Here is a 19,944-nt window from a genome sequence, read left to right as displayed (position 1 = left end):
TGATGTGGGCCCTCTCGGCCTCTTCCCCTTCCTGCCGGGCCCGGCTTCGCCGCCGCGGCGGCCGGTCCCGTTCCTGGAGGCCCAGCGTGCCGGTCCCACGATTCCTCGTCCGGACAGGTGTGGCGGCCTCGGGCGCGTTGCTCCTGCTCGGTCTCGCCGCACCTGCCGCCGGCGCCCATCCTCTGGGGAACTTCTCCCTCAATCACTACCTCGGCTTCACCGTCCACCCGGACACCCTCGACGTGCTCGCCGTCACCGACGCCGCCGAGATCCCCACCCTCCAGGAGCAGTCGAAGGTGGACCGCAACGGCGACGGCAGCGTCGACGACGCGGAGCGCGCCGACTGGGCCGCGGAGCAGTGCACGCAGACCGCGCAGCGCCTCCAGGTGACGACCGACCAGGCGCCCGGGCCGCTGCGCTGGAGCACCGACTCCGCGCAGTTCCGCTACGAGGGCGGCGCGGCGGGCCTGCGCACCAGCCGCCTGGAGTGCCGCCTGCGGGCGGACCTTCGCATCCCGGCCGGCGGCACCGTCCTGCGCGTCGCCAGTGGCAGCGACCCGAGCCGGGTCGGGTGGAACGAGATCACCGCCCGGGGCGACGGCACCACCGTCGACGACACGGACGTCCCGGCCCGGTCCCTCTCCCAGGAACTGCGCGACTACCCGCGCGACCTGCTCGACAGCCCCAGCGGCGTCACCCGCGCCCGGTTCCGCGCGCGGCCCGGCGCCGGCGCCGCAATCGTCCAGGGAACGACGGTGACGGCGGCCGCCTCCGGGCCCACCGCCTGGCTCGGCAGCCTCGACGCCCGCCTTGCCGAGCTCGGCGCCGCCCAGCACCTCACCCTCCCGCTGGGCCTGCTGGCGGTGCTCCTCTCGATCGTGCTGGGCGCCGGGCACGCGCTGCTGCCCGGGCACGGCAAGACCGTGATGGCGGCCTACCTGGCGGGCCGCCGCGGCAGCACCCGCGACGCGGTGACCGTCGGAGCCACCGTCACGGTGACCCACACCGCCGGTGTCCTCGTCATCGGCCTGTGCCTGACCGCGTTCTCCTCGCTGGCCGGCGACCGACTGCTCGGCTGGCTCGGCGTGCTCAGTGGCGCCCTCGTCGCCGCAGTGGGGGCCGGCCTGCTGCGGGATGCGGCGCGGCGCTCCCGCGGAGCCCGAAGGCACAAGCACCTCCAGCTCATTCACCCTGAGCACGAGCCCGTCAGGCAGCTCGCGCACGCGACGGCAACGCCCGCCCCGGACGCTCACCACGACCACGGCGATCATCTGCTCCCGCACGATCACCATGGCCACGATCACGACGGCCACGATCACCACGGCCACGACCACGACGACCACGACCACGAGCACGGCGATCACCTGATCCCGCACGACCACGACGGGCACGACCACGACGGACACGCCCACCACCGGCACGACCACGACGACGAGCACCGCGACCACCTGCACCCGCACGACCACCACGGCCACGAGCAGGACGGGCACGACCACGACCATGGTCACACGCACGGCCTGTTCGGCGGGCGCCACCATCACCACCACGACCCGGCCGCTCCGAGCCGCCGCGGCCTGATCGGCCTCGGGATCGCCGGTGGCCTGGTCCCCAGCCCGTCCGCCCTGGTGGTCCTGCTGGGCGCCGTCGCACTCGGCCGCACGCTCTTCGGCGCGGCCTTGGTGGTCGCCTACGGCCTCGGTATGGCGGCCACCCTGACCGCCGTCGGCCTGCTCCTGGTCCGGCTCGGCACGCGGCTGTCAACGGCAGCGGACGGCCCGATCGTCGGACGGCTGCGCCGGATCGCCCCGTACAGCAGCCTGCTGACTGCCTTGCTGATCCTGACCGTCGGGCTCGGACTCGTCGTCCGCAGCCTGCCCGCCACCCTGTGAACACCAGCCCGCACCCGGAGGCCGATCACCGTGACCACCCGCCCGGCACATCTGCTGAGCTTGATCCTTCTGCCCCTCCCGCTGCTGGCAGCCTGCGCGGCCGATACGGACGGAAGCTTCGACGCCCAGCCCGGCACCCCGTCCCCGTCCTGCATCCAGCACCAGAACCAGGAGCCGGGTACCCGGTACACCGGCGGTGAGACGTCCGATCCGCGGTCGGTGCTGGAGATGATGCGCTTCTACACGGCGAACGGGACCAAGGTGTTCTGCGACGGCAAGCCACCGACCAGCACCGACCGCCGCTGGACCGAGCTGTACGCGAAGCTCGGCGGCGACCCGAGCCACGTCCCTCAGCCGAAGCAGTAGCAGTAGCAGGCCACGCCGTCCTCAGCTCGCGCTGGTCGCGTTCTTGGGTTCGGCCAACGCGGTGCGGGCCGCTGCGGCGTGCAGCGGGTGGAAGGCGGGGTTGATCGCCAGCGCGGTCTCCAGTTCGGTCCGCCCCTCGGCCGCTCGCCCGAGCCCCTGGAGGATCCGGGCGCGATGGTAGTGGAAGAGGGCGTTGCGCGTCCCGAGGGAAAGGGCCTCGTCGGACTGCGCGAGCGCCTCCTGGTCGCGGCCGTTGACGTGCAGCGCCCAGGCGTAGGCGTCGTGCATCTCCAGGAACGGCCTTGTCCTCAGGCCCTGTTCGGCGATGGCGAGGGCCGCCGGCGGGTCGCCGTGGTCGGCTTCGAACAGGGCCGCGTCGGTGTCCAGCGCCACGTTGTTGGCGGCGAACAGCTGCTGCTGGGCGCGGAAGACCTGGTACTGCTGCTGCGCCTCGGCGGTGCGGCCCAGGGACTGGAGCAGCTCGCCGAGTTCCAGCACGTACTCGGGCTGGGGGACTTGGGTGACAGCGCGCTCGAAGTCGGTGACGGCGGATGCTGCGTCGCCGCGAGCCGCTTCGGCCTTGGCCTTCGCCTCCAGTAGTGATGCGGTGCCGGGGGCGGCGCGCAGGCCCGCCTCGGCGTGGGTGAGCGCGGTCGTCGGGTCGCCGTTGTCGAGGGCGAGTTGGCTGAGGTGGTAGAGCGCGAAGGCTCGGTCGGCGGGAGAGTCGGCGTCGTCGAGGGCGCGCTTCATGTTGGCGGTGGCCGCCGCGGTGTCGCCCCGTAGTTCCCATGTGTACGAGGCGCGGGCCAGCGAGGGCGTCCCCGGTTTGAGGTCGACCATCCGCTGCACGGCCTCGAAGGACTCCGGGTAGCGGCCGAGCTGGGTGTAGGCGTCGGCGAGGGTCCCGTAGAGGGTGGAGCTGTTCGGATTGACGGCGATCGCCTTCTGCGACCAGTCCAGGGCCGCGGTGAAGTCGTGCCGGGCGGCGTGCAGGGCGGCCATGCCGCCCATGGCGGTGAAGTTGTCCTCCGGCTCGGCGGTCAGCGACTCGGTGAGGACGGCCTCTGCCTTCGGGTAGTAGGACGGGTCGGCGGTGATCTTGGCCTGCTGGACGTAGGCCAGGCCCAGCGACGCCATCGCCAGAGTGTCACCGGGCGCCGCTTTCAAGTGCTGCTGCAGGCCTCGGATGTCCGCGCTCAGGCCGACGCCGGCCATCCCCTCGTCGACCGCTCTGCTGTCGGACGCGGACTGACCGCCACCCTCGTGCGGGGCAAGCCCGAGGCCGCCGGCGAGGAACAGGCCGACACCGAGTCCGGTCACCACGGCGGTGGGCAGCAGACGGCGGCGTCGGTTCACTGGGGCTCCAAGGAGGGTGGGTCTCGTCGAACGGGGGGTCAAGTGGTCGAGGGGCTACCCGGGCGGGCGGCCGGGCCGGCGAAGACCACCAGGTTGGAGAGGTACTCCCGGCTGTTCCGGTCGTAGACGCCTCCGCAGGTGATCAATCGCAGGCTCGGGTCCGGCGTCTGCCTGAACACGGTGTCGTCGGGGAACTCGTCCTTGGCGTAGCTGCGCAGCGCCTGCACGGTGAAGGTGCTGGTGCTGCCGTCGGCGGCGTCCACGGCGACGGCGTCCCCGGGGCGCAGGACGGACAGTCCGGCGAACACGGCCGGCCCGGTGTCCGAGTCGACGTGGCCGACGATGACGGCGGTGCCCGGGCTACCAGGGGCGGGGCCCTGGTCCCACCAGCCGGCGACCTGCGGGTCGTCGGGGGTGCCGAGGTGGCCGTCGCTCTGGACCTGCAGGTCCGTCAGTGCGCTGTCCAACCCGATGCGGGGTATCCGTATTCGCACCGGGGGGGCCTGCCGGCCGGCTGGCGTCGTTCCCTGCGGGGCCGACATCCGGCCCGGTATCTCGCCGATGTCCCGCACAGGGGCGGGGCCCCCGGTTGCCGACCCGGTTGCGAGGCCTACGGTGCCGGCAGCGGTCAGGGTGAGGCCGAGCGCCAGTGCGGCCATGGCGACCGGTCCGTGGAGGCGGCTGCGCGCGCGCCCGGACCGCCGGCCCCTCACGAGGAGGAGCCGGCGGCCGGAGCGGGGCGGAGCCGTCACACCCGGGCGCCGTGCCGGCGGCGCAGCGCGATGACGGCCGCCGCGGTGAGCAGGACGCCACCGCCCAGCGCGCTGGCGCCGGCGATCGGGAAGTCGCCCAGGGACAGGCCGCCGAGGCCCGCGGCCACCCCGCCGGCGGGGTTGTCGGGGACGGCCTGGTTGACGGCCGCGGTGTTGGGCAGCGCGACGTACGGGAAGGTCTTGCCGAAGGCGCGGTCGTTGGCGTTCACGCCGTCACCGGCGGCCAGCGCGGGCACGATCGTGCCGGTCTGGGCCGCGCCCTCCAGCGCCTGGAGTTCGATGTCCACGACGTCGTCGGCGAGGCGGCGGCCGTTGGGGAAGCCCGCCAGGTCCTGGCCGAGGACGCCCAGGCGGCTGGGGGCGGCCGACGGCGGGACGGACAGGTTGAGGCGCAGTTCCTCGCCGGGGAGGAACTTCTCCTTGCTCACGTCCGCGTTCAGCTGCTGCGAGTTGAGGTCCGCCTGGATGGGGCCGCAGGCCTTGCAGATGCCGGTGAGGAAGATCTCCACCAGGTCGTTGCGCGGGGTGGCGGGCGCCGGGATGCCGTAGACGCTCTGGATCAGCTTCGGCACGATCGGGTCCTTCACCTTGTCGACCACGGGGGTGACGGTGGCGTCCTTCTCGGGGCTCAGCGCGTTGAAGGCGTCCTTGTACTTGATCGGGACGACGACTTCGTTGATCAGCGGGTTGCCGAGCCGGGAGACCTGGTGGAAGCCCTCGCCGCCCTTGTCGGCGGTCGCGCCCTCGCCGCCCTTGCCCTCACCGCCCTTGTCGGCCACGACGGTGGCGCCCTTGCGGTCGGTGGTGGACCAGACGCCGACCACCGGGTTGCGGGTCGGGTCGCCCTTGAGCGCCAGGTCCTTCTTGGGGACCTGAATGGCGATGGTGTTGACGTTGTAGCCGCTCAGGGTGTCGTGCCCCGACTCCTTGAGGTTCCCGCCGTAGAGAAGGTCGAAGACCCGCAGGTCGAGGAAGAACGGGTCGTCGGCCTGTCCGGCGTAGGTCTGCCCGCCGCCGGGGAGGTCGAGTGTCGCCTGCCGGCGCAGCGCCGCGTAGTCGGGCATCGAGGCCTGCCCCGTGTTCGACGGGGCTGCGACCGCGTCCTTGAGGAGGGTCTTGGCGGACCCGTCCGCGTGGGTCTCGGTGAGGGTGTAGGTCTGGCGGAAGTTCAGCGTCGGGTCGTCGAGGTTGTTCACGACGCCGGTGTTGTAGAGGAACTGGTTGGCGTCGTCGCGGTAGTGATTGCTGAAGGTCCAGGTGTAGGTGGTGTCCGCCCTGCCGTCACCGTCGGCGTCGATCTTGATGTTGTACCGCGCGTCCTCCGCGAAGGCGTAGAAGTTGGGGCCGCCGTTGGGTTCTTCGAACGGGATCCAGTTCGCGATCAACGTGACGGTGTCCGGCTTGTCCGGGCTGACGAAGGCGTACACGTCGGTGTTGTCGGCCCGCGGGTCGCCCGCGATCAGAGGTGCCTCCCGGTGGCTGGAGGCGGAACTCACGCCGGGCGCGAGCCCGGCCAGGGCGCCGGCGGCCGCGAGGGCGAGGACGCCCATCCCGGCCAGCGGTCGCTCGGCACGGCGAGCGAGGGAGGGCAGGCGGGGCGAAGCGGGAGGCTGCATGGTCCGTCTTTCTGGAGGGTGGCCCGGATCGGCGTTCCGCGACGGACCGGCCTCGGTCTCGCGGACAGGGGAGTCTCCGCGTCCGGGCGCAGGCCACTCCAGGTGGCTTCTCTCCTGGACGGGCGCGCGACGCGCGCGGGGCAGGGGCGGGGTGCACGCCGTGGGAGCGGCATGCGATCCGGAGCCCGACCGAAGGGGGAAGCCACTCACCAAGTCATCACGGACGGTGCTCGTGTGCACACCCGAGTGAGCCATCGGAGGTCATGGCGGCTGACTGCCCGTCTGCCGGGCCCACCCGTCATGGGCCCGAAGTCCACCCGGAACGCGGGGCCGGAGGCGTCTCTCCCCACCGGGAACGGCTTCGCCGACCTCGAACGCCGTGGTTCGAGGCAGCGCGGGACCCGGCATCACCGGCGCACCGCTCGCCGACGTGTGAGGCGACAAGGAGCGGCCCTCCTGCGGCCCGGCTGGGCTCGTGACCGACGGGACCGGAGGAAGGTACGGATCAGGCCCATCCGTTCGAGTCGGTGCGCCGAATGCCTGGTAGAAGCGCGTGACGGCGAGTGGAGACGCCCAGCCGTCGTTCCGCCCGGGCTCCGCACGGCTCCAGCCGCGGCCCGGAAACCGCCGCGCGCGCTCCCTCCCGAAGGACATCCTGATGAGGAAGCTCCTGATTCCCGCTGCCATCGCGGCCCTGGTCATGCCGTTCGGCGTGGCCGTGGCCTCCGCCGACACCGGCCACCACCCGTCCCCGAAGCAGGACCAGCGCAACACCTTCACCTACGCGCTGCTGCTGCCGGTTGCCAACAACCGCGTGCAGGGCATCGGCACCGCCACCGTCGTCCTGCACGGCCACGACGCGAAGATCACCATCCACGTCCGGGGTCTGCTCAACCACGCCCCGCACGCGATGCACATCCACGTCAAGGGCTCGGGCGAGTGCCCCACGACCGACGACTCGCGCCTGCACAACGGCCACCTGGCGACCTCCACCACCGACGGCCTGCGCGCCTACGGCGCCATCGGCACCTCGCTCACCACCACCGGCGACACCAGCCCGAACAGCGCGCTCGCGATCGACCGCTTCCCGTCGGCCGGCACCTACACCTACTCCCGCACCATTCAGATCACCGACGACGTCGCCCAACAGGTCCGCCGCGACAACGCCGTGGTCGTGGTCCACGGCATCGACTACAACAAGAACGGCAAGTACGACACCGTCCTCGGAGCCAGCGAACTCAACCCCATGCTTCCCCAGGAAGCCACCGCCCCCGCCCTCTGCGGCCCCCTCCACTGACCCCGACCGCAGCGCCCGGCCCGCCATCCACGTCGGCCGGGCGCTCTTCGGGCCCCGGCCGTTCCATGGCGTCGGTCATCGTCGCGGCCGAGATAGTGGTGACCCACTCGACCGGGTGGCCGGCGAAGGGTCGGCCCGGACCTTCTTGACGCCGGGGTGGTCGAGCCGGGTCCACCGCAACGGATGCTTCGCGCCGTCGCGGTCCTGGACGGACGGCCGCCGTGCGGGCTGTCCCGCTGCGCCGTCGGACGGCCGACGCCCGCAACCGCCGGAGCCGCCTCCGGGTCGCCGGTCGCGCGGCTCTCCGGCGCCGGTGCCGGCGCGGTGGTTGCGCCGTCGCCGAGGTCGACGACCTCGGGTTCGTTCCTGTCCGTACGGCGAACGTGCCGCTGGTCAACGGTGCCGATTTGTTGGGGGGCACCCCCTGACGCCGGGGACGGCCCCGGGGTGGCACAACGGGAGGAAGAGGAATTGCCTGCACGTTCTGGAAGTGATCGCCGTGGCCGCACCCGACACCTCAGCCGCCCCGCGTCCCGTCGACGCCGCCCCCGCGCCGTGCCGGTGGGGGCAGCAGTGGGCGATCGAGCACCGTCCCGACGCGCTCGGGCCGGTCCGGCGGGAGGCCCGGGCTTCGCTGAGCGCGTGGGGGGTGGAGCCGTCCGCCGTCGAGGCCGCCGTGCTGGTGGTGTCGGAACTGGTGACGAACGCGGTGCGGCACGCGCTGCCGCCGGTCGCGCTCCGGCTCCGGCACGACCGGGCGGACCAGCGACTGTGGGTCGAGGTCACCGACGGCGGGCCCGCCCTCGGCGGCGGCGCCGAGCTGCCGCCGCCCGACGAGCACGGCCGGGGACTGCTGCTCGTGGCGGCCCTCGCCCTCGCCCACGGGGCGCGCCCGCACCGCGGCGGGGCGGTCGTCCGCTGGGCCTGCGTCGCGGTGGGCTGACCGCGCGGACGGCCCCCGCACGGGCCCCCGCGCCGCCGCCCGCGACCTGGCCCGACCCGGCCCGAGCAGCGAGGATGGGCCTGTGAGCGCCGAACCCGGGCCGTCACCGGCCCCCGCAGCGGACGCCGCCCTGCTCGAACGCGGCCGTGAGTCCGCCGTCCTCGACGCGGCGGTCGCGGCGCCCGCGCACGGCACGGGGGCGGCCGTGCTGCTGGAGGGCGTGGCCGGGATCGGCAAGAGCAGCCTGCTGTCCCACGCCCGCGGGCGCGGCCGGGCGGCGGGCGTGCGGGTCCTCGTCGCCCGGGCCACCGAACTGGAGACCAGCTTCGCCTTCGGCGTCGTGCGGCAACTGCTCGAACCGCTGCTCACCGCGGCCTCGCCCGAGCGGCGGGCCGCCCTGCTGGCCGGTCCGGCCCGGGCCGCCGGCGCGGTCCTCGACCCGGGCCCGGTCCTCGACCCGGGCCCGGAGTCGGGCGCGGAGTCGGGCGGCGGCGCGGCCAGGCCCGCGATCGGCGACTTCGCCGCGCTGAACGGCCTGCTGTGGCTCGCCGCGAACGCGGCCGAGGAGGAGCCGCTGCTGCTCGCCGTCGACGACCTGCACTGGTGCGATCCGCCGTCGCTGCGCTGGCTGGCGTTCCTGCTGCCCCGGATCGCCGAACTGCGCATCGCCCTGGTCGCCGCCGTGCGCAGCGACGAGCCGGGGGAGAGCCGTCCGCTGCTCAACCAGGTCGCCACCGACCCGGCGTTCACGGTGCTGCGCCCGCGCCCGCTCGGGCGGGCCGCCACCACGGAGTTCCTGGCCCGGACGCTGGCGCGGGACGGCGTCGACCCGGCGTTCGTCCGGGCCTGCCACGACGCCACCGCGGGCAATCCCCTGCTGCTGCGCGAGCTGGCCCGCGCCGTCCGCGAGCAGGACCTGCCGGTCGACGCGGAGCACGCCGAGTACGTGGTGGACCTCGGGCCGCACGCGGTGGCCCGGCTGGTGGAGCGCCGCCGGGACCGGCTCGGACCGCAGGCGCAGCGGTTCGCCGCGGCCCTCGCCGTCCTCGGCGACGACGCCCCGCTGGCCGACGCGGCGGCGCTCGCCGGGACCGATCCGGGCACCGCGCTGCGCTGCCTGGACGAGATCGGCTACCCCGGCACCGTCCGCGACGGGGAGGACGCCGGGGACGGGCGCGGGCCGCGCCGGGTGCGCTACGTCCACCCGTTGATCCGGGCCGCGGTGTACGCGGCGATCCCCGCGGCCGACCGGGCCCTGCTGCACCGCCGGGCCGCCCGGCTGGTGGAGGCCCGGTCGGGCGACGGCGACCCGGCCCGGGTCGCCGCGCACCTGCTGCACGCCGTCCCCGCCGCGGACCCGCACGCGGTGGCGCTGCTGCGCCGGGCGGCCGACCGGTCGACCGAGGTGGGCGCGCCGGCCGAGGCGGCGGTGTTCCTGCGCCGGGCCCTGGAGGAGCCGCCGCCCGAACCGGAGCGGGTACCGCTGCTGCTGGAACTGGCGGAGGCGACCATCACCCAGGACATCGCCGCCTCGGCCGGCCACCTGCGCACCGCGCTGCGGCTGGCGTCCGGCCCCGTGGAGCGGGCCAGGATCGCGGCGCTGCTGGGCGAGGCGGCGACCTACGTGCAGCCGACCGAGCAGGCGATGGCCGACCTGGAGCACGCGGTGGCGGCGCTGGAGCGGGAGGAGGGCGGCGTCCCGGCGGAGGACCTACGCCGCCGGCTGGCCGCCACCATGCTGTTCACCGCGTTCGCCTCCCGGTCCGGCCGGGGCGAGCTGCCGGACCGGATGCCGGCGCTGCGGTCGCTGGCCGAGCACGACGGCCCGGGCGCGCGGATGCTGGACTGCGCGATCGCCTACCAGGACGCCATGACGGGCCGTCCGGACGCGGCGGACCGGGCCCGGCGCGGGCTGTCCGGCGGGCTGCTGGAGCCGTCCGAGCACACCGTCACGGCGCTGTCCCTGGCCCTCGCGGTGCTGCTGTTGGCGGAGGACCCGGGCGCGATGGCCCGGTTGGACGCCCTGATGGCGGAGGCCCGGCGGCGCGGTTCGCTGCGGATCCTGGCATCGGTGAGCACGGTCCGGGCCCGTGGCTGGCTGCTGGCCGGGCAGTTGGCGGAGGCCGAGGCGGACGCCCGGGAGGGTCTGGCCGCGGCCCGGATCTACGAGCGGACGGGCCTGCGGACCACGGTGCTCGGCCCGGTGGTGCGGGCCGCGCTCGGCGACACGCTGATCCTGCGCGGCGCGCTGGACGAGGCCGGACGGACCCTGCGCGTCGCCGGACCGGTCCACCTGCTCGGCGGACCGCGGGCCCGGCTGCGGCAGGCCCGCGGCGACGCCCCGGCGCTCGTGGCGCGGGAGGCCCTGGAGGCGGGACGGTCCGCGCGGGCGCTCGGCGTGCTCAACCCGGCGGTGGTGCAGTGGCGGGTCCCGGCGGCGCTGGCGCTGCACGCGGACGGCCGCACGGAGCAGGCGCGGGAACTGGCGGCGGAGGAGCTGGAGCGGGCCCGCGGATGGGGCGCGCCCGCACCGGTCGGCCGGGCGCTGCGGCTGCTCGCCGACCTGGCGCCGGAGCGGGCGGGGGCGGTTGAGCTGCTGCGGGAGGCGGTGGCCGTGCTGGAGGGCTCGATGGCGCGGTTGGACCGGGCGGCGGCGCAGGCCGACCTCGGTGTCGCGCTGCGGGCCGCCGGGCGGACGGCGGAGTCCCGGACCGTGCTGCGGGCGGCGCTGGACGCGGCCGACCAGTGCGGTGCCCAGCCGCTGGCGCAGCGGGTGCGCACGGCGCTGCGGGCGGCGGGCGCGCGTCCCCGGCGGGCGGCGCTGTCCGGGCCGGCGGCGCTCACCCCCAGCGAGCTGCGGGTGGCCGAGCTGGTGGCGGCGGGGGCGACCAACCGGGTCGTCGCCCAGCAGCTGTTCGTCACGCCGAAGACGGTCGAGGTCCACCTGTCGCGGATCTACCGCAAGCTCGGGATCTCCGCCCGCACCCAGCTCGCGGCCGCCCTGCTCGGCTGATCCGCGCTCAGCTCGCGGCCGCCCTGGGCGGCTGTGCCGCGCCCACCCCCTTACCCGACCCCCCGATCTTTGCGGCCGTTCCCAGGTGCGGGGTGGTCTGCGGGGGCGGGGCGGCCTTGGATCGTACTTTCGGCTCCCGGCGGTTCGACGGCCCACTGGCATGGATGTGTTTATCAGATGTTGCATGGCTATTGCTAAAAGTGGATGAGATGACCACCATATGAGCAACCACCCACCAGTTCGAAAGGCGGTCCCCCATGACTGCTCGTCCCGCCGGCAGCCTGCGCCGTCGCGCCCTCGCCGGTTCGCTCTGCCTCGTCACCGCCCTCGGCGTGCTCACCGCGGCCGGCCCGGCGAGCGCCGCGGCCGCGACGCCGTGCGCCAACCCGGTCGACCCCACCGGCGTGACCTACCCGCTGCCGTGCCTGCGGCAGGTGTTCGCCGACGACTTCGACGGGACCTCGCTCGACCCCGCGAAGTGGAACGTCCGCCAGACCTCCTGGTCGAACGACTCCAACGTCTCGGTGGGCGGCGGAAAGCTGTCCATCGACATGAAGCGGGTCAGCGCGTCCACCGGCAAGGACGGCTTCCGGGGCGGCGGCATCTCGACCAGGCAGCGCTTCGGCTACGGGTACTACGAGATCACCGCCACCCTCCCGACCCTGACCCCCGGCTGGCACCCCGCGTTCTGGACCCAGATGTGGGACGGCGCCGAGGGCCGCCCGGTCTACGACCGGCCGTTCACCGAACTCGACGTCTTCGAGGTCCAGTCGGTGGCCCCGCACGGCACCGTCCCCGCCACCACCAAGCTCGACGGCGGCGTCATCACCTGGAACAACAACACCTCCGGCAACGACATCAAGAACACCGAGTTCAAGCCGCGCTTCCCCTGGAAGAAGGCGGACGGCTCGGCGCTGTGGAACGAGCAGCACCGCTACGGCCTCTTCTACACGCCCACCGCGCTGACGTACGTGCTCGACGGCAAGCCGATCGGCACCGTGCCCAACCCGATCCAGGACCCGATGCCGGGAACGGCCAGCTACCCGGCGGCCGCCTACAACTCCCCGATGTCGATCTGGATCTCGGCGGTGCTGACCACCCCCGCGTACATCGGCGCCGACGTCCCGGTCGGCACCAGCTTCGGGACGTACCGGGTGGACCGGGTCGCCTACTACGCGCCCGACGGGCAGGTCCCGCCGTTCGACGACTCCACGCCGCTGCCGCCCGCCTTCACCACGGTCGGCGAGGACTTCGCCGACGGCGGGGCCCGGTGGTGGAAGAAGCCCGGTTCGACCTGGTCGACCGTCCCGGCCGGCGGCGGTCTGCGCCACCCCTCGGCGCAGGGCGACGCGATCGCCCTGCTCGGGCAGCCCGTCACCGACCCGCCGCTGCCCAACACCCTCCCGTTCGCGCCGGACTGGACCAACGTCGCGGTCGAGGCGACCGTCACCCTCGACGGCGACGGCCAGGGCGCGGGCCTGATGGCCCGGGCCAAGGACGACCAGAACTACTACTACCTCCAGCTGCTGCCCGCGAAGCAGCAGGTGGCCCTGGTGCGCAAGGTGGCCGGCGTCTCCACCGTGCTGGCCACGGCGCCGGCGGCCGTGACGGCCGGAACGCCGTACCGGCTGAAGCTGACGATCCGGGACGGCGTCCTCACCGGCTACGTCGACGGCGTGCAGAAGCTGGTGAAGGACGACTTCGTCTTCGGGACCGGCCGGATCGGCGTGAAGGGGTACCAGCAGCCCTTCACCGTCTCCGACCTGACGGTCAGCGCCCTTGGCTGATCCATATAGTGAATCTCGCATCTATTTACTGGATGTGAGGTGTGGGATACGGTGACATGTCGTCACATTATGAGGAGTAAACATGGCGATAACGACCGAACCCCCACCGGCCCGGACCGTGGTCCCGACCGTCCGCACCCCCGGGCGGCCGCGGTCGGCGGCCGCCCGGGACCGGACCTTCGGATTCATGCTGGTCGCGCCCGCGCTCACGCTGTTCCTGGTGGTGGCCGTCTACCCGCTGCTGGCCGGTGTGGCGACGAGCTTCTACGACCAGTCGCTGATCCGCCCCGAGCGCCGGTTCGTCGGCCTCGACAACTACGCCGCCGTCTGGCCCGACTTCGTGGACCGGCTCGGCACCACGCTGGTCTTCTCCGCGCTGGCCACGGTCTTCCCGCTCGCCGTCGGACTCGCCCTCGCGGTGCTGCTCAACGCCCGGCTGCGCGGCCGCGCGCTGCTGCGCGGAGCGCTGATGCTGCCGTGGCTGCTGCCCGGGGTGGTGGTGTCCTTCCTCTGGGCCTGGATCTTCAACGACAGCTACGGCGTCCTCAACCACCTGCTGTCCGGCGCGGGCCTGCCCGAGGTCGACGTGCTCGGCCGTCCGGCCACCGCGATGGCCGCCGTCGTGGTCGCCAAGACCTGGAACTCCTTCCCCTGGGTGATGGTCGTCGCGCTCGCGGCCCTGCAGTCCCTGCCGCGTGAGCAGTTGGAGGCCGCGGCACTGGACGGCGCCACCCGCGCACAGCGCTTCCGGCACGTCTCGCTGCCGCACCTGGCCGGACCGGTCGCCCTGGTCGCGATGCTGGAGTTCATCTACAACTTCGGCTCCTTCGACCTGATCTTCGTGATGACCGGCGGCGGCCCCGGCACCTCCACCATGACCCTCGCCGTCAGCCTCTACCGCTACGCCTTCACGGAGTTCTCGCTCGGCCGGGCCGCGGCCATGGGCGTGCTGTGGCTCGTCGCCCTGTCCGCGGTGTGCGCGGCCTACTTCCTGCTGGACAAGAAAATGGAGTCCCGCTGATGGCCCTGCCCGCCGCCGGCCGCCGCCGGTCCTCGCGCCACGTCGGCGAGGGGATCACCGCACCGGTCCTCGGCCCGTGGGGCCGGATCGGCCTCACCGCCCTCGCCCTGTTCGGACTGCTGCCCGTCTACTGGCTGTTCGCCACCGCGTTCATGCACCGCTCGGACGTCTTCGCCGCGAACCGCCCGCTGTTCCCGCTCCACCCGACCCTGGAGAACTTCCGCGCGTTCTTCGACGACCCGGCCCTGCTGCACGCGCTCGGCAACTCGGCGGTGGTCTCCTCCGCGACCGCCGCGCTCTCCGTGGTGGTCTCGGGCCTGATGGCGTACTCGCTCTCCAAGTTCCGCTACCGCGGCCGCAACGCCGTCATGGTGATGTTCCTGCTGGGCCAACTCCTGCCCGGCGCGCTGCTGTTGGTCACCCTGTACCTGATGTTCAGCTCCGCGGGGCTGCTGCACACCTACACGGCGGTGGTGCTGGCGTTCACCACCTTCACGCTGCCGCTGTCGGCGTTCCTGCTGAAGGGCATCATCGACGGGCTGCCGGGCGAGCTGATCGAGGCGGGCCGGGTCGACGGACTGTCGAACCTGGCGATCCTGTACCGGATCGTGCTCCCGCTGATCACCCCCGGCCTGGTCACCGCCGGGATGTTCGCCTTCATGCGGGCCTGGAGCGACCTGCTGTTCGCGCTCACCCTGGCCGGTCCCGACAAGCAGACCCTCCCGGTCGGCCTGACCACCGCCTTCATCCACGAGGGCGCAGCCGACTGGCCGGCCCTGATGGCCTCCTCCGTGGTGACCTCGCTCCCGCTGGCCGTCGTCTTCGTCGTCCTGCAGCGCTACTTCGTCTCCGGCCTCGCCGCCGGGGCCGTCAAGGGCTGACCACCCGCCCCCACCCGACCCCACCCGACCGTCCGCCGGTCCGTCCGTCGGCACGCCCACATCCACGTCCACACCCTTGTCCCGTTCCCCAGGAGCAGCGATGTCCCTCGCCCCCGGCACCCACCGTCCCCTGTCCCGCCGCAGCCTGCTCGCCGGCCTCGGCGCGCTCGGCGCCCTCGGCACCGCCGGCCTCGCCGGCTGCTCGACCCCCGCGCCGGCCAAGGCCGCGCCCGGCGGCGCCACCGAGATCGGCACCATCAACTTCTACAACAACGTGCTCGGCGAGGAGTCGCAGAAGGCCGCCTGGCAGGCCGCCGTGGACGGCTGGCAGAAGAAGAGCGGCCGGAGCGTCAAGCCGGTGATCTACCCGTACGACCAGGCGTCCACCCAGCTGGCGCTGGCCGCGAGATCCGGTGACTTCGCCGGCGTCGGTCAGGCCGGGCCGTGGCAGGTGCTGGTGCCCACCGGCATCCTGGCCGACGTCTCCGACCTGGCGGCCGGGATGAGCCTGCCGACCCGGATCACCGACTCGCTGCGGATCGACGGCAAGCTGTACTACCTGCCGGTCAACGCCTCCGGCATCGGCCTGGTCGGGGACGGCCGGATCGCCGACGAGGTCGGTCTGCGGGCCGGTCTGAGCGTGGAGGACTTCGCCGCGGCGCTGGAGCGGATCAGGCAGCAGGACGCCAAGCTCATCCCGTACGCCGCCGTCACCAAGAACCCCGACCTCAAGGACGCCGTGCACTGGATGTGGGGCTGGGGCAGCCCGGTGGTCACCGACGACCGGAAGGTCACCATCGGCGACGCCGAGTCGGTCGCCGCGATCACCTGGTACAAGCAGCTCCAGGACGCCGGGCTGACCAGGTCCGGGGTGGCCCGCGGCGACGCGCGCATCCTGTTCGCCCGCGGCCAGGCCGTGCTGTACGACGACGCCCCGCTGGCCCGGAAGTTCGTCACCACCAACGGCGGCAGCGCCGAGCTCGCCGCCGCGGTCCGACCGCTCCAGCGGCCGCAGGTCAAGGGGGCGCCGTCCTACAACCGGTTCTGGGGCAGCGGCCTGTTCTGCAGCTCCGGCAAGGGCGAGCGGACCAGCAAGGACTTCATCGCCTACGTCGCGGGCGACCTCGCCGCTGCCACGGCGCTGTACCAGCAGTCGGCGCTGGCGCCCGCCGACGCCGGGATCGCCGCCCGGGTCCCCGGCCTGGCGCAGGACACCTTCCAGACCTCGTTCCGCACCGAGATCGCCGACCAGTCGCGGGCGGCGGCCTGGGACCGCCTCGCCGCCTACGCCCAGATCGACACCGCGATCGGCGACGGCGTGGCGGCCATCCTGGCCGGCCAGAGCCAGGTGCAGGGCGGCCTGAACGCGCTGCGGAAGAAGGTGGAGGACATCCTGGCCCAGAATCCCTGACCCCTCGCCGTGCCCCCGCCGCCGCCGGGTGACGGGGGCACGGCACTGCCGCTCCAGGGCTCGCGATGGCGCCTCAGCCATGCTCATGATATGCAAGCGTGTTGCAACGTGTGGATAGCCGATGGCGTGGCGCCCAGCCGCCGCGTCCTACCGAGGAGGACCATGACCGCCGAATCCGGGGCCGGCACCCAGGCCGTCGAACGGGCCATGTCACTGCTGCTCTGCTTCTCGGACGAGGACAGCGAACTGCGCATCTCCGAGCTCTGCGCCCGTACCGGACTGGGCCAGTCCACCGTCTCGCGGATGGTCGCCTCGCTCGACCGCCTGGGCTTCGTCCTCCAGGACGCCCGCACCGGGCTCTACCGCCTCGGCCCGACCTCGGTGACGCTGGGCTCGGTCGCCCTGAACAGCTCCCCGCTGTTCCGCACCGCCCGCCAGATCGCCCAGAACCTCGCCCACACCACCGGACTGGGTGTGAACCTCGCCGAGTTCCGCGACGAGCAGCTCTTCTACCTGTGCAACTTCGAAGGCGCGCGGGCCCCCAAGAACTTCACCATGGCCGGCCGCACCGCCCCCCTGCACGCCACCGGCATGGGCAAGGCCGTCCTCGCCGACCTGGACCCGGCCCACGTCCGCGGCTACTACGGCGAGGGCCGCGCCGACGCCTACACCCCCAACACCCTCACCGACCTCGCCGCGATGGAGTCCGCGCTCGCCGAGGTCCGCAGCCGCGGCTACGCCACCGAGATCGAGGAGCTGGCCTTCGGACGGGCCTGCGTGGCCGCCCCGATCCGCGGGCGCAACGGCACGGTGGTCGCCGCCCTCTCGATCAGCGGCCCGCTCTCGGAGCTGGACCTGCCGAACCGGAGGCAGCACTGGGCACTGACCGTCATCGAGGCCGCCGACGAGCTTTCCGTCGGCCTCGGTTTCTCCCCCTCCCGGGGCCCCCAGCCGCGCCTGCCGCTGGCCGCCACGGAGCCCGGCAGTTGAGCGACCGGCCCGTCCGCACCGCCCTGCCCCGGACCCTACTGGGCGAGTCGCCGAGGCTGGACGCCGCCACCGGCACCCTCAGCTGGGTCGACCTGGTGGCCGGACGGCTCTGGTCGGCCGAGGCCCGCCCCGACGCCGCCGAGCCGCTGTCCGCACCCGCCCTGCTCGCCGAGTTCCAGGGCGAGCTCGGCTGCGCCGTCCGGGCCGGCGGCGCGGACGACTGGCTGCTCGCGCTGGACGGCACGGTCCTGCACTGGCGGCCCGGTACCGCGCCCGCGCAGGCCGCGGTGGCCGCCGTGCCGGAACCCGACCCGGGCCGGGCCCGGCTCAACGACGGCGCGGTCGACCGGCTCGGCCGACTGTGGGTCGGCTCGATCGGCCACCGCCGCCCCCTGGAACCGGTGGCCCGGCTGCACCTGCTGTCCGCCGGCCGGCCGCCGGCCGTCCTGCTCGACGGCATGCTCGCCGCGAACGGCATCGGCTGGAGCCCGGACGGATCCCTGGCCTACGTCGTCGACACCGGGCACCGGCGGATCCACCGCCTGCGCCTCGACCGGAACGGCGTCCCGCGGCCCGACGGCGAGCCGCTGACCGTCCGGCAGGGCGCGCCCGACGGGCTGGCGGTCGACGACCGGGGCTGCCTGTGGGTCGCGCTGTGGGACGCCGCCGCCGTGGTCCGGCTCGCTCCCGACGGGACCGAGCTGCACCGGGTGGAGATGCCCTGCTCCCGGCCGACCGCCTGCGCCTTCGTCGGGACCCGGCTGGTGGTCACCACCGCGACCGTCGAGGGCGAGGACGCCTCCGGCTGGACGTACGCCGTCGAGGTCGGCGTCGGCGGCCCCGCGGCGCACCGGGCCGAGCTGCCCGTCCGCTGAACCCCGGCGGGAACGCCGATGCCCTGCCGCCCGCGTCGCGCGGGCGGCAGGGCATCGGCGTGCGTCAGGCGCCGCCGTAGAGGCGCTCGCGCAGGTCCGGGCGGAGGAACGCGGCGGGGGACGCGATGGACAGTCCGCCGTCGACGGGGAGGACCACGCCGGTCACGAAGGTCGCGCCGGCCAGGAAGCGCACCGCGTCGGCGACCTCGTCGGGGCGGCCGACCCGGCCCAGCGGGTAGCCGTCCGCGACGTGCGGGAGCTGCTCGTTGCCGATCATTCCGGGCGCCACCGCGCTGACCCTCACTCCGCGCGGCCCGTAGTCCAGGGCGAGTTGGCGCACCAGTCCCTCGACCCCCGCCTTGGCCGCCGCGTACCCGGGCAGCCACGGGGCGGCCAGTGTCGCGTTGACCGAGCCCACCGCGACGACCGCCCCGCCGGCGGGCAGCACCCGCAGCGCCGCGGCGGCCGGGAAGAAGGCCGTGTCCAGGGTGTTGTCGAGCGCCGCGCGCCACTGCTCGGGCCCGATCTCGTGAGCCCGGCCGGGCGCCATCACCGCGGCCGCCAGGATCAGCACGTCCAGCCCGCCGAGCAGGTCGACGGTGTGCGCGACCGCCCGGTCCGCGCCCTCGGGGGTGCCCGCGTCGAGGACCAGCGCGTCCGCGAGGGCGGGGTTCGGGTCGGGTTCGACGCTCACCCCGACGACGCGGTCGCCGCCCCGGACGAAGGCCTCGGCGATCGCCCGTCCGATCGGGGAGGAGCTGCCGACCAGCAGCACGGCCCGGCTCATCCGACGACCTCCCGCCGCCCGCCGGGCACCCGGCCGCCGGCCGGGACGAGCCGCAGATCGTCCAGGACCTCGTCCAGGGCCCGGGCGGTCAGCGGGTCCAGCTCCTGCGCGGGCAGCCGGACGGCGGCGGAGGCGATCACCCCGCGCCGGCGCAGCACCTCCTTGTGCACCGCCCAGGCCTGACCCGGTCGCATCCCCAGGTGGATCAGGGGCAGCAGCCGGGTGAAGGCGGCGCGGGCGGCGGCCCGCCGGCCGGCCGCCAGGTCGTCCAGGACCGGGCGCAGCAGGTCGGTGAACTCGCAGGCGGGCATGGTGCCGACGCTGCCGTTGTCGTACTCCTCGCACAGCGAGGCCGCGTTGAGGCCGCCGAGGACGGCGAGGCCGGGCCCGGCGGCCTGCGCGACGGCGGCCATCTTCACCGGCGTGGGCGGGGCCTCCACCTTCACCGAGGTGATGCCGGGGACGGCGGCCAGCACGCCGATCGCGGCGGCGTCGATGGCGACGCCGGTGACCCCGGGCGCGTCCTGGACCATCACCGAGGCGTCGGTGGCGGCGGCGAGCGCGCCGTAGAAGTCGATCACCTGCTGGCGGCTCGGCTTGGCGAGGAACGGCGGCAGCACCATCAGCTGGTCCGCGCCCTCGTCCGCGGCGAGCCGGGCCTGTTCGACCGCGACCGCCGTCCCGGTGCCGTTGACGCCCGCGACCAGCGGGACGGCCGGGCCGGCCACTGCGCGGACCTCGCGCAGGATGACGCGGCGCTCGGCGGCGGTGAGCGCGAAGCCCTCGCTGGCCATCCCGAAGACCGCGAGCCCGTCCGCGCCCGCCGCGAGCTGGAACTCCACCAGCGTCCGCAGCGAGGGCCGGTCGAGCGCGCCGGAGTCGTCGAACGGCGTGGCGAGGATGGGCACGAGTCCGGTGGGGGTACGGGTGGGGGACAAC

Annotated in this window: 16 protein-coding genes; 11 read left to right on the top strand and 5 right to left on the bottom strand. The window is 74.1% G+C overall.

Annotation, left to right across the window (positions count from 1 at the left end):
• Nucleotides 1-86: 86 nt before the first annotated feature.
• Nucleotides 87-1,889 carry a high frequency lysogenization protein HflD gene (locus ACFTWP_RS24730; RefSeq protein ID WP_380266929.1) on the top strand — a complete coding sequence of 601 codons (1,803 nt, stop codon included), beginning with the start codon at nucleotides 87-89 and terminating at the stop codon, nucleotides 1,887-1,889.
• A gap of 60 nt (nucleotides 1,890-1,949) precedes the next feature.
• Nucleotides 1,950-2,255, top strand: a complete 306-nt coding sequence (locus ACFTWP_RS24725; RefSeq protein WP_380266927.1) for a hypothetical protein — start codon at nucleotides 1,950-1,952, stop codon at nucleotides 2,253-2,255.
• A 21-nt stretch (nucleotides 2,256-2,276) separates the two neighbouring features.
• Here ACFTWP_RS24725 and ACFTWP_RS24720 read toward each other — a convergent pair whose 3' ends face one another.
• The 3 genes from ACFTWP_RS24720 to ACFTWP_RS24710 form a co-directional block, all read right to left on the bottom strand.
• Nucleotides 2,277-3,611, bottom strand: a complete 1,335-nt coding sequence (locus ACFTWP_RS24720) for a tetratricopeptide repeat protein (RefSeq protein WP_380266926.1) — start codon at nucleotides 3,609-3,611, stop codon at nucleotides 2,277-2,279.
• Nucleotides 3,612-3,649: 38 nt separating this feature from the next.
• Complete coding sequence (locus ACFTWP_RS24715; RefSeq protein ID WP_380266925.1) at nucleotides 3,650-4,153, bottom strand: class F sortase; 504 nt, start codon at nucleotides 4,151-4,153, stop codon at nucleotides 3,650-3,652.
• Between the two features lie 206 nt (nucleotides 4,154-4,359).
• Nucleotides 4,360-6,000 (bottom strand): DUF4331 domain-containing protein, encoded by a 1,641-nt coding sequence (locus tag ACFTWP_RS24710; RefSeq protein WP_380266924.1) that lies wholly within the window; start codon nucleotides 5,998-6,000, stop codon nucleotides 4,360-4,362.
• Nucleotides 6,001-6,658: 658 nt separating this feature from the next.
• Between ACFTWP_RS24710 and ACFTWP_RS24705 the strand changes: the two genes are divergently transcribed.
• The 9 genes from ACFTWP_RS24705 (at nucleotide 6,659) to ACFTWP_RS24665 (ending at nucleotide 18,218) form a co-directional block, all read left to right on the top strand.
• Nucleotides 6,659-7,297, top strand: a complete 639-nt coding sequence (locus ACFTWP_RS24705; protein ID WP_380266922.1) for a hypothetical protein — start codon at nucleotides 6,659-6,661, stop codon at nucleotides 7,295-7,297.
• Nucleotides 7,298-7,796: 499 nt separating this feature from the next.
• Nucleotides 7,797-8,240 (top strand): ATP-binding protein, encoded by a 444-nt coding sequence (locus ACFTWP_RS24700; protein WP_380266921.1) that lies wholly within the window; start codon nucleotides 7,797-7,799, stop codon nucleotides 8,238-8,240.
• 82 nt (nucleotides 8,241-8,322) lie between these two features.
• On the top strand, nucleotides 8,323-11,253 hold the full coding sequence (locus tag ACFTWP_RS24695) for an AAA family ATPase (RefSeq protein ID WP_380266920.1): 2,931 nt from the start codon (nucleotides 8,323-8,325) through the stop codon (nucleotides 11,251-11,253).
• A gap of 257 nt (nucleotides 11,254-11,510) precedes the next feature.
• Nucleotides 11,511-13,040: a family 16 glycosylhydrolase gene (locus tag ACFTWP_RS24690; RefSeq protein ID WP_380266919.1), complete on the top strand. Its 1,530-nt coding sequence runs from the start codon at nucleotides 11,511-11,513 to the stop codon at nucleotides 13,038-13,040.
• A gap of 82 nt (nucleotides 13,041-13,122) precedes the next feature.
• A complete protein-coding gene (locus ACFTWP_RS24685) occupies nucleotides 13,123-14,061 on the top strand; it encodes a carbohydrate ABC transporter permease (protein ID WP_380266918.1) in 939 nt (312 codons plus the stop codon).
• Complete coding sequence (locus tag ACFTWP_RS24680) at nucleotides 14,061-14,942, top strand: carbohydrate ABC transporter permease (RefSeq protein ID WP_380266917.1); 882 nt, start codon at nucleotides 14,061-14,063, stop codon at nucleotides 14,940-14,942. Before ACFTWP_RS24685 ends, ACFTWP_RS24680 begins: the two co-directional genes overlap by 1 nt.
• Before the next feature lie 100 nt (nucleotides 14,943-15,042).
• Nucleotides 15,043-16,353 carry an ABC transporter substrate-binding protein gene (locus ACFTWP_RS24675; RefSeq protein ID WP_380266916.1) on the top strand — a complete coding sequence of 437 codons (1,311 nt, stop codon included), beginning with the start codon at nucleotides 15,043-15,045 and terminating at the stop codon, nucleotides 16,351-16,353.
• Nucleotides 16,354-16,515: 162 nt separating this feature from the next.
• Nucleotides 16,516-17,343, top strand: a complete 828-nt coding sequence (locus ACFTWP_RS24670) for an IclR family transcriptional regulator (RefSeq protein WP_380266914.1) — start codon at nucleotides 16,516-16,518, stop codon at nucleotides 17,341-17,343.
• A complete protein-coding gene (locus ACFTWP_RS24665) occupies nucleotides 17,340-18,218 on the top strand; it encodes an SMP-30/gluconolactonase/LRE family protein (RefSeq protein WP_380266913.1) in 879 nt (292 codons plus the stop codon). The genes ACFTWP_RS24670 and ACFTWP_RS24665 overlap by 4 nt, the downstream gene beginning before the upstream one ends.
• 64 nt (nucleotides 18,219-18,282) lie before the next feature.
• On the opposite strand, the gene ACFTWP_RS24660 is transcribed toward ACFTWP_RS24665, so the two are convergent.
• Entirely contained in the window at nucleotides 18,283-19,005 is a 723-nt protein-coding gene (locus ACFTWP_RS24660) for an SDR family NAD(P)-dependent oxidoreductase (RefSeq protein ID WP_380266912.1), read from the bottom strand.
• The gene (locus ACFTWP_RS24655; RefSeq protein WP_380266911.1) at nucleotides 19,002-19,943 is read right to left on the bottom strand and encodes a dihydrodipicolinate synthase family protein; all 942 of its coding nucleotides are present in this window, start codon (nucleotides 19,941-19,943) and stop codon (nucleotides 19,002-19,004) included. The genes ACFTWP_RS24660 and ACFTWP_RS24655 overlap by 4 nt, the downstream gene beginning before the upstream one ends.
• Nucleotide 19,944 lies beyond the last annotated feature (1 nt).

Source organism: Kitasatospora sp. NPDC057015 (genome assembly GCF_042673745.1).
In the GTDB taxonomy this organism is placed as follows: domain Bacteria; phylum Actinomycetota; class Actinomycetes; order Streptomycetales; family Streptomycetaceae; genus Kitasatospora.
The sequence above is the reverse complement of the archived record's forward strand: the minus strand, read 5'-3'. Positions and strand labels throughout refer to the sequence as shown.